The following is a 10,039-nucleotide window of genomic DNA, read 5'->3' as shown; positions in this document are numbered from 1 at the left end:
GGCAGGCGGGATTTGAACCCACGACCTCTTCGTCCCGAACGAAGCGCGCTACCAAGCTGCGCCACTGCCCGTGTGGAGCAACAATCATACCCGGTCCCCCGCCCGGCGGACACCCCGTCCGCCGCCTACGCAGGAGGGTGTGCGCTCCCGGTCGCGTCCACCCGGATCCTCGAGACGCGGCGCCGGTCCATGGTCAGCACCGTGAGCCGGAGTCCCTCGTAGTTGACGTGGTCGCCCTCCGCCGGGATGTTTCCGGACAGGCTCAAAAACAGCCCGGCCACGGTGGAATAGGGCCCGTCCTCGACCTCGGCACCGGTTGCCTCTTCCAGTTCGTCTATCGGGGTCCGGCCATCCGCCAGCCACACCTGCCGCCCGATCGGCAGGATCGTGGGTACGCGGGGGTCGTACTCGTCCTGGAGCTCCCCCACCAGTTCCCCGACGAGATCCTTGATCGTCACCAGCCCGTCCACCCCTCCGTACTCATCGGTGACGATGGCGAACCCGATGCGCCGGACACGCAGGTCCTCCAGCACCCTCATCACCGAGGCGCTCTCCGGCGCGTAGTAGGGAGTCCTGAGCAGGCCCGAGACCCGGCGGCTATCCAACTCCTCGCTATGGCTGAGCACATCCTTGGCGTAGAGGAGCCCCTGGATCGAGTCCGGATTCCCGTCCTCGCCGACCACCGGAAAGCGGGAGTGAGCCGTCCTGGCCACCGCCTCCCGGACGTCGGACGAGGTAACCGGCAGGGTCAGGGTCACGATGTCGACCCGCGGCGTCATCACATCGCGGACCGGCTGGTCGGCCGTCTCGAACAGGCGCTCGATGATCTCCCGCTCGCCCGGCTCGATCTCGCCACCCCGCTCCCCGAGCACGGCCAGCGCCCGCACGTCGGCCGGCGTGACGCCCGCATCGTTCCGAGCGGGAAGGCGGAGCAACCGGAGGATTCCCTGGCCGAGGCCGATGAACACCCCGGCTATGGGCTTGAGCCCGACCGCCAGGGCCCACACCGCCACCGCCACCGTCATCCCGTACCGTTCCGGAAAGCGCGCCGCCAGCGTCTTGGGAGTCACCTCCCCGATCACCAGCACCAGGATGGTCACCACCACGGTCGACAGGATCGTCCCCCACGTCTCGCCCACCAGCTGGAACGCCAGCGCGGTGGCCACCGAAGTCGCCAGGATGTTGACGAAGTTGTTGGCCACGAGGATGGTGCCGATCGAGCCTTCCAGGTCGTCGACCAGGCCTTCCAGCCGCCTCCCGCGCCTGCCCGTAGCGGCCAGCTGCTGGACCCGCTCCCGCGCCACGGCGGTCAGCGCCGTCTCGCTACCCGATAGGAAGCCGGACGCCAGGAGGCACAGGGAGAATATGGCCCACAGAACCATTTGGTAAGTGTCGGTCATACGTGCACCGGGAGCGGCGATCGTCCGGTCAGCCGGTCGCCCCTAGGGGCGTTCCGGCAACGACGGTGATGGGTTGGCCTGCCACGCCTCGGCCCGGGGTTATGGCGCCGGTTACGGGCCAACTGAAGTCTTTTCAATACGCTCCTACAGGAGCCACTTCCGCCAGCGTCCTCCGCAGATCCTGGGCGCTGAAGGGCTTGGCCAGCCACCCGTCGGCGCCGGCCCGCTTGGCGATGAAGGCATCTGCCGAGCGGTCGAGGAGCAACACGATCGGCCCGGTGGCGGGCGTGATGGCCTTGAGAGCGCGGGTGATCGCCATTCCCCCCATCGAGCCGACCTGCATGTCCACGATGGACAGATCGGTGCCGGGCGCGGCGGTCTCGACCTGGTAGGGGTCGGTGACCTCCACGATCTCGGCCGATCCGCTCAGGGCGGCGCGTACCTGGTTCCGCACCCAGGAGGCGTCGGACACCAGCAGGACTTTCACGCCCTCAACTGTAGCGAGTCCATGCCCGGACCGATAAAGGCTCGTCCCTGGCCACAAGGGCTGCAGGTCGCGCCGGCACCGTCCGGCGGGGGCAACACGCGTGCCCTCTAACATGGTCGGCGGTGTCCCGCATCATCCCTCCCCTTCTCGTCGCCTCGTTCCTCCTAGTCCTCGGAAGCCCGGTCGTCGCGGACGAGCCGGGCGGTCACATAGAGATCATCGAGGTCAGCGGCAACCTGGACCGGCCCGCCCTCGACTTCGTCTCGGACCGGGTGGAGGCCGCCGCCCGGGGAGGCGCCACCGCCGCCGTCATCCAGCTCGACTCCCGCGCCACCCTCTCAGGCGGCCTGCTCCAGCTGGCGGCCCGGATCGCCGACCCGCCGCTCCCTCTGGTGGTGTGGGTGGGGCCGGCGCCGGCCTCGGCGTTCGGCGGCGCCGCTCACCTGCTGGCCTCCGCCCCGATCAAGGCGGCTGCTCCCGGAGTGCGGATCGGGTACGCGCAGCCTGTCCTGGCCGGCGACGCCGTGCACCGCCCGGTCGGGTCCGGACCGCTCGACGGTCTCGCCGAGTCGGCCTTCACGGTCGCCGAGCCCGCCGAGGGCCTCGTGGAGATCGTGGCGCCGTCGATCAGCAACCTGCTGGTGGAACTGGAGGGCCGCACCGTGGAAGTCCGCGGCGAGTTCGTCACCCTCCGAACGCTGCGCTCCACCGCCGACGGCGCCGCCGCCATCGAGACGGTTTTCTACGAACCCTCCATCGGGGTGAGGCTGCTGCAGCTGGCCACCGGGGCGGAGGCTGCCTTCTTCTTCCTGGTGGCCGGACTGGCGGTGGTTGTGTTCGAGTTCTACGCCCTGGGGCCCGGCATCGCCGCGGCCGTGGCGGCCCTCATGCTGCTGATCAGCGGCTACGGCCTGGCCGTCCTCCCGCTGCGGGGGTGGGCTGTCGGGCTGGCCCTGGCAGGCATCTGGTTCATGACAGCCGACTTCCAGCGCGGCCGGGCCGGGCCGCTGACCGCCCTGGGCGCCGTGGCGATGCTGGTGGGCGGCCTCTACTTCACCGACGCCGCTCCGCAGATCCAACCGTCGTGGTGGGTCGTGACGGTGATCACGGTCTCGGTGACCGCCTTCTACGTGATAGGGATCAGGACCGTGGCCCGGGCTCGCTTCTCCACCCCGACCATGGGCCGCCGCCACCTGATCGGCCGGGCGGGCGTGGCCATCACCCGCTTCGATCCCGATGGGGTCGTGGAGGTGGAGGGCGCCCGGTGGCAGGCCACCGCCCATCGGGAGGCGGGCCTCGATCCGGGCGATCCGGTGGTGGTGCGAGCGGTTGACGGCCCGGTTCTCGAGGTGGATCCGGTCTAGTTTCTAGTTGTCACTTGCTAGTCGCTAGTTGCTAGTCAATATCGGAAGAGAACGAGAACACGCCACCCCGTTCCATCCTTGGAGCTAGTGCTCGAGGGGCAGAACGCGAAAAACACCCCTTCCAGGCGGGTGATTCCACTGGTACTTTCCAGGTACAACTCAGGCGGAGTAGGAGGCGGTCCACCGTATGGACTACGACGACTCATGGCATCTCCACGCGCGATGTCGCAACAACTACTCACACCTCTTCTTCCCCCCCAGCACCTTCGAGAGGAAGGACGACCGGGAGCGGAGAGAAGTCAGAGCCCGGGCAGTGTGCAACGCATGCTCGGTAAAGCAGGAGTGCCTCGACTACGCCCTCAGCATCCGCGAGCCGTTCGGGATCTGGGGCGGATACACCGAGGCGGAGCGGCGGGAGTTGCTCACGGTCTGATCCCGGCCAGTGGCGAGTGGTTAGTGGCCTGTCTGCGAAGAACCTGCTGCTCTGGCGGTCACACCACACCGCCGTTCCACAGACAGACCACTAACGGTTGACGGAACGCTCGTTGCCGTAGCGGGTGGTTATGTCGCGCCGGTCGGCCCACTCCAGGAACGGCACCGCGTACTTGCGGGTCAGCCCCGTGGCGTCCCGGAACTCCGCCACCGTGAAGCGGTCGGGGAGGTCGGCCAGCCGGGCGACCAGCTCGTCCACCTGGCCGGGCAGGTAGACCAGCTCCTCGGAGATCCTGACGAGGCGCCCTTCCCTGAGCAGCGCGTGCAGGAGCTCGGGATCGACCGCCATCTCCTTCAGCCTGGGCACCATCGGGCCCGCTGATTCGAGGTCGTTCCGGATCCGATCCCACTCCTCCTCCTCGGACCGATCCAGCTCGGGAAGGAATCCCGCCAGCGCCACCACGGATTCCCGCTGGACGAGCCGATCATCGAACGGCAGCACGGCGGCGAGAGTGTCGATATCGACCCCTAGCGCGCTGGCCAGGCTCGCCTTGGGCATCCCCGGACGCAGGGGATTGTCCGCGTGGAAGCCGGCCACGATGGTCCCGGCTCGCCGGGCCAGCCGGCCGCCATGGTCCTCGCTCAGCAGGGACCGGCCCGCCACCACCCCACGGTCGGGCCTGCCTCCTCCCGAATGGGCGGCCAGCACCGCCGGGTTCTCGGCGCCGCGCCATCCGAGCAACGCGCCGGCGCGCCGGTCGGGGTCCATCCCGAGAACGGGCTGGAGAGCGGCGGCAGCCTTACGGGCATCCCGTCCCTTGCGCGGCGCGACCGGCTCCACGACCTGCCCTCCGGCCACGATCAGGCGCCTTCCCACGTCGCGCAGCACGAAGCGGTCGCCCATCCGGACCGGCACCGGCTGTTCGGTCCGGAGCACGCCCACGGTCCGGTCATCGATCTCGCCGACGGAGAAGAGGCGCACCGGCCAGGCCCCGCTACCCAGGTGCATCTGGTAGGCCCCCCGCCTCGACAGAGGGTGGTCCACGTATCGAGCGGTGCGGAGGGTTACCAGGAACCGATCGCTCGGCACCCACTCACCGGGCCGCCCCAGCATCCAACCCCGGGCCACCTTCCTCCGGTCGAGCCCGGCCACTCCGGCTGCGGTCCGGGTTCCGGCTCCGATCCGGTCCCGCTCCGCCTCGTGAGCCTGCAAGGAGCGCACCCGTCCCGTGACGGCGCCGGGGAGGACCTCCACCTCGTCGCCCACCGCGATGGACCCGCCGACGAGCGTGCCGGTCACCACCGTGCCGGCACCCGCCATCGGGAACACCCGGTCGATCCACAGCCTGGTGCGGTTGCTGCGATGGCTGGGCATCGCCGCGATCGCCGCCGCCAGCGCCGCCCGGAGATCGTCCAGGCCGTCCCCGGTCACCGCCGACACGCCGACGATGGGGCAACCCTCCAGGGAGGTGCCCGACAGCCGCTCCTCCACCTCCAGCGTGGCCAGCTCGATCAGATCGGCGTCGGCCCGGTCGGTCTTGGTCAGCGCGACCAGCCCGTGGCGGATGTCGAGCAGGTCGAGGACGGCCAGGTGCTCCTCCGACTGGGGCATCCATCCCTCATCGGCTGCCACCACCAGCAGCGCCACGTCGAAGCCCCCGCTACCGGCGAGCATGTTCTTCATGAACCGCTCGTGGCCCGGAACGTCCACGAAGGAGACTTCCTGGCCGCCGATCATCGCCCAGGCGAACCCGAGGTCGATGGTGAGCCCCCGCTCCTTCTCCTCGCGCCAGCGATCCGGGTCGCGTCCGGTCAGGGCCTGGACGAGGGTGGACTTGCCGTGATCGACGTGACCGCCGGTCCCTATGACCGGCATAGTGCCCGCAAGGCGGCGGCCAGCACGGTGTCGTCGTCTGCACCGACGGCCCTCAGGTCGATGAGGAGGTCACCGGCCGCCCGGCGGGCCACCACGGGCGGATCCGATCCGACCAGGGCCGGCCACAGATCCTCGCCGCGGCCTTCCAGCACCAGCACCGGCGAGGGTACGGCCATGCCGGGGACCGACCCGGCGCCCGGCACGGCCTCCGACATCCGCACGTCGGGGACTATTCCCGCGAGGGCGGCGAGCCGCTCGAGCCGCTCGGTCAGGGTGGCGACGGAACGGCCGGCCATCTCCCAGAACGGGACCTCGCCGCCCCTCCCCTCGGCGTAGAGCTCGGCGGTGCGGGTCAGCGCGGCGATGGCGGAGCCGTCCACCCGGACCGCCCTGGCGACCGGGTTGGCCTTGAGTCCGGCCACCAGATCGGCCCGTCCCGTGATGATCCCCGCCTGGCATCCCCCGAACAGCTTGTCGCCCGAGAAGGTCACCAGGTCGACGCCCTCGGCGAGGACCTGCCGGACTCCGGGCTCATCACCGATCCAGGCCGGGGGTGGGCCCTCCAACCACGGAACCTCTGTGTCGAGGAGCCCGCTCCCCACGTCGTAGACCACCGGCAGGCCGAGGCGCCCACCCAGGCCGACCATCTGCCCGACGGTGGCCTCCTCCGCGAACCCCACCACCCGGTAGTTGGATGGATGGACCTTGAGCAGCATGGCGGCGCCGTCGCCGATCGCCTCCTCGTAGTCGGAGATGCGGGTCCGGTTGGTGGTCCCGACCTCCACCAGATGCGCTCCCGAGGCCGCCATCAGCCGGGGCAACCGGTAGGAGCCCCCGATCTCGATCAGCTCGCCCCGGGAGACCGGCACCGGGCGGCCGGCGGCCAGCGTGTTGAGAACCAGGAAGAGGGCGGCGGCGTTGTTGTTCACCACCAGCGCAGCCTCTGCGCCGGTCAGATGAGCCATCAGCCGGGACAGGTAGGCGGCCCGCGAACCGCGGCGCCCCCCATCCAGATCGAACTCGAGGTTGCCGTAGCCGGTGGCCGCCCGGCGCGCCTCCGCGGCAGCGGACGGATGGAGCGGGGCTCGACCCAGATTGGTGTGGAGGATCACGCCGGTGGCGTTGATGACCGGTCGCAGGCGCAACCTGGACAGGCGAGCGGCTTCGCGAAGGGCGGTCACCGCCGGGTCTACGGAGCGACCTTCCAGGGCGCTGGCGCGGGCTTCCTCGATACTGCGCCGGGCGATCTCGGTGGCCAGCGCCACCGGCAGGCCGTCCTCGACCCGGGCGACCAGATCATGCACCAGCGCACCAACCGAGGGAAGGCGGCGCAGGTCGGGCATCGAACAATGATACCGGTGGCCGGACCCGAGGCCGGGAGGCGCCGGAAAAGGGGGGATGGGCGGTGCGGCCGGCCCCGCTGTCGGGGGCATCCCTGGATTGGACATCGGATAATGGGGTCCGGGGAATAAGCTGGCCCCATGGGAGTCATTCTGGGTGCGGCCTTCATCGTGGTGCCGATCCTCGAGCTGGTGCTGTTCATCTACGTGGAGCGGTGGATCGGGCTGGGCTGGCTGGTCCTGGGGATCATCATCACGGCGATCGCCGGAGCGTTCCTGGTACGGCAGCAGGGCTTCTCGGTCTGGCGCCGCCTCCAGACCGACCTGGCATCGGGCGCCCTACCGGGCCGGCAACTGGTCCATGGCGCCCTGGTACTGGTGGGAGGGGCGCTCCTGCTCACGCCCGGCTTTCTGACCGACGCGGTGGGTTTCGCCCTTATGGTTCCCTTCGTCCGCGAGGGGCTCCGCCGTCTGGGGGTTCGCTTACTACAGCCGCGCGTGGTCATTATCGAGTGACCGGAGTCCATCGGCTGCTCGCCCCCAACCCCGGGCCGATGACCGGACCGGGAACCAACACATACCTGATCGCATCGGGCCGCGATTGCGTGGTCCTCGACCCCGGACCACCCGAGGAGTCCCACCGCCGGGCCATCGTCGCCGCCATCGGAGATCTCCGCCTCCGGGGCGTGGTGGTGACCCACACCCATCCCGACCATGCTCCTCTGGCCGATCCGCTCGCCGCCGAGTTCGGTGTCCACACCTACGGCTACGCATCCGGACCGGGGTTCAGCCCGAGCCGCCGCCTCCGGGATGGCGACCGGCTCCGCTTCGGCGAGGCCGTCCTGACCGCCGTCCACACTCCCGGCCACACGGCCGACCACCTCTGTTACCGGATGGGAGGCACCGTGTTCACGGGGGATCACATCATCGGCGGATCGACCGTGCTGGTCGAGGACATGGGCGAGTACTTCCGGTCCCTGGACCGGATCCGGGCACTCCGGCCGGGGCGCCTGCTCCCGGGCCACGGCAGCCGGATGGACAACGCCGCCGAGGTCATCGCCGCGTACATCGCCCACCGGCGGGAGCGGGAGGCCCAGATCCTTCGAGCGGTCCGTGATGGCGCCCGCACGGTCGCCGCGGTGGTTGAGGCGGTGTACGGCGAGGTCGATCCTCGCCTGCGCTCCGCCGCGGCGGGCTCGGCGCTCGCCCACCTCCGACACCTGGCTGGCCGGGGAACGATCTCTCTCGAGTACGGGGAGGGAACCGGGGAGATCGTGGCCGTCCGGGAGGCGGTTGTTCCGTGACCAGAGCCCACCCCCGACGAGGGTCGCTCATGGCGGTCACGGCGCTGGTGCTGGTGGTGTCCGCCGCGGCGGTACCGGCGCCGGCACAGACCACCGAGGAGGAGCTGGCCCGGGTCGAGGCGGAGCTGGCCAGTATCCAGGCCGAGGTCCAGCAGCTGACCGACGAGTACCAGACGGCCTGGGCGGCGGAGGCCGACCTCGCGTTCCGTATCTCCAGCCTGGAGTCGTCGATCGCCGCCTACGGGGTGGAGCAGCGGCGACTCCAGGACCAGATACGGGAGCGAGCCGTGGACCTCTACATGAGCGGCGCGGCCGGGAACGACCTGGCGGCCCTGATGATCGCCGCCTCGCTCTCGGACTTCGACATCAGGACCGAGTACCTCGACGATGCCCGGGAGCAGGACCAGGTGCTCTTCAACGCGGTGGAGGTGCTGACCCGCCAGTTGAACGAGGCCGCCGACGAACTGCGCCTCAGCCGCCAGGAGCAGCAGGAGTTGCTGGATCGCCTGGAGGAAGTGTCGGTCGGTCTGAGCGAGCGCCTCGCGGCCGGCCAGGAGGCCTATCTCCGCCTCGAGGAACGCAGGGTGCAGGAGATCGCCCAGGCAGAGGCCGAAGCCCGGGCCCGGGCCGAAGCGGAGGCCAGAGCCCAGGCGGAAGCGGAGGCCCAGGCCCGGGCCGAGGCGGAGGCCAGAGCCCAGGCGGAGGCGGAGGCCAGAGCCCAGGCGGAGGCTGAGGCGGAGGCGGAGCGCCTGGCCACCAGCACCACCTCGTCCACCACCACCACGGTCGCCGTGACCACAGCTCCCACCACGGTGGCCACGACGACTACCACGGAGATCGCCGTCACCGACACCACCCTCGCACCTCCCACCACCGTTCCTGCCGGCGGGCCGGTGACGGACGATCCCCCGTCCGGCGGGATGGCGTGCCCGGTGGACGGGTTCCACAGCTTCACCGACACCTGGGGGGCGCCCCGCTCGGGCGGGAGGAAGCACGAGGGCGTGGACATGCTGGCCGACCGGGGCACCCCGGTCGTAGCGGTGGAGGACGGAACGATCCATCGGATGTCCAACACCAGTCGGGGCGGCATCGCCGTCTGGCTGGATGGCCTCGGGGGCGATCGCTACTACTACGCCCACCTCGACGCCTGGGCCCCCGGTTTGGCGGTCGGCCAGATGGTCTCCCGCGGGGAGGTGCTCGGAACCGTCGGAACCACCGGCAACGCCCCCGCCCACATCCCCCACCTGCACTGGGAGTTCCACCCCGACCGGGGAGGGGCCGTCAACCCGACCCCGCTGGCCCGGGAGCTGTGCGGTTGACGGGTATTTCCTGCCGCCTGTGCAGATGGGTAGCCGGGTTGTCGGAGGTTCGCACCGGAGTCGCGGTGGAGATCGATGCGCCGGTGGATCGGGTCTGGGCCGAGGTGACCGACTTCGCCGCCCACACCGAATGGATGGAGGACGCCCACGCCATCCGCTTCGCGACCGACCAGAGGGAGGGACCCGGCACGGTGTTGCTGATCGACACCCGGATCGGTCCGCTCCGCACCATGGACCGCTTCGAGATCACCGAGATCAAGCCCATGCTCACGGTAGCCGGCCGGCACACGGGCCTCTTCGGGGGTGAGGGCCGCTTCGAGCTCTCCTCACCCAGCCCCGGACGGACCCGGCTGGTGTGGCGCGAGCGGATCCGTTTCCCCTGGCTCCTCGGAGGCCCGGCCGCAGCCCTGGTGGGCGGGGTGGTGCTGAGACGGGTGTGGGCCAAGAACCTGGCCACGCTGAGGCGGAGGATCGAGGGTTGATAGTGGTCAGTGGTCAGTGGTATCCAACGCAACTA

The 10,039-nt window shown here is 70.2% G+C and carries 9 protein-coding genes and 1 pseudogene; 6 read left to right on the top strand and 4 right to left on the bottom strand.

Going from position 1 to position 10,039, the window contains the following annotated elements:
* Positions 1-125: 125 nt before the first annotated feature.
* Complete coding sequence (locus tag OXM57_02170; GenBank protein MDE0351488.1) at positions 126-1,400, bottom strand: hemolysin family protein; 1,275 nt, start codon at positions 1,398-1,400, stop codon at positions 126-128.
* A gap of 133 nt (positions 1,401-1,533) precedes the next feature.
* Positions 1,534-1,887, bottom strand: a complete 354-nt coding sequence (locus OXM57_02165; GenBank protein MDE0351487.1) for a response regulator — start codon at positions 1,885-1,887, stop codon at positions 1,534-1,536.
* A gap of 122 nt (positions 1,888-2,009) precedes the next feature.
* Between OXM57_02165 and OXM57_02160 the strand changes: the two genes are divergently transcribed.
* Positions 2,010-3,251 carry a hypothetical protein gene (locus tag OXM57_02160; protein MDE0351486.1) on the top strand — a complete coding sequence of 414 codons (1,242 nt, stop codon included), beginning with the start codon at positions 2,010-2,012 and terminating at the stop codon, positions 3,249-3,251.
* A gap of 187 nt (positions 3,252-3,438) precedes the next feature.
* Positions 3,439-3,675 (top strand): annotated as a pseudogene (locus OXM57_02155) (WhiB family transcriptional regulator).
* A gap of 99 nt (positions 3,676-3,774) precedes the next feature.
* Here OXM57_02155 and selB read toward each other — a convergent pair.
* Both selB and selA read right to left on the bottom strand, forming a co-directional pair.
* Positions 3,775-5,559, bottom strand: a complete 1,785-nt coding sequence (selB, locus tag OXM57_02150; GenBank protein MDE0351485.1) for a selenocysteine-specific translation elongation factor — start codon at positions 5,557-5,559, stop codon at positions 3,775-3,777.
* Complete coding sequence (gene selA, locus OXM57_02145; protein ID MDE0351484.1) at positions 5,547-6,902, bottom strand: L-seryl-tRNA(Sec) selenium transferase; 1,356 nt, start codon at positions 6,900-6,902, stop codon at positions 5,547-5,549. The genes selB and selA overlap by 13 nt, the downstream gene beginning before the upstream one ends.
* 138 nt (positions 6,903-7,040) lie before the next feature.
* On the opposite strand from selA, the gene OXM57_02140 reads away from it, so the two are divergent.
* The 4 genes from OXM57_02140 to OXM57_02125 are packed head-to-tail and all read left to right on the top strand — an operon-like array spanning position 7,041 to position 10,004.
* A complete protein-coding gene (locus tag OXM57_02140; GenBank protein ID MDE0351483.1) occupies positions 7,041-7,415 on the top strand; it encodes an FxsA family protein in 375 nt (124 codons plus the stop codon).
* Entirely contained in the window at positions 7,412-8,203 is a 792-nt protein-coding gene (locus OXM57_02135; GenBank protein ID MDE0351482.1) for an MBL fold metallo-hydrolase, read from the top strand. Before OXM57_02140 ends, OXM57_02135 begins: the two co-directional genes overlap by 4 nt.
* Entirely contained in the window at positions 8,200-9,522 is a 1,323-nt protein-coding gene (locus OXM57_02130) for a peptidoglycan DD-metalloendopeptidase family protein (protein MDE0351481.1), read from the top strand. Before OXM57_02135 ends, OXM57_02130 begins: the two co-directional genes overlap by 4 nt.
* A gap of 38 nt (positions 9,523-9,560) precedes the next feature.
* A complete protein-coding gene (locus OXM57_02125) occupies positions 9,561-10,004 on the top strand; it encodes an SRPBCC family protein (protein ID MDE0351480.1) in 444 nt (147 codons plus the stop codon).
* Positions 10,005-10,039 lie beyond the last annotated feature (35 nt).

This window comes from bacterium (genome assembly GCA_028820935.1).
Classification (GTDB): domain Bacteria; phylum Actinomycetota; class Acidimicrobiia; order Spongiisociales; family Spongiisociaceae; genus Spongiisocius.
This window is presented reverse-complemented; position numbering and strand designations above follow the sequence as displayed.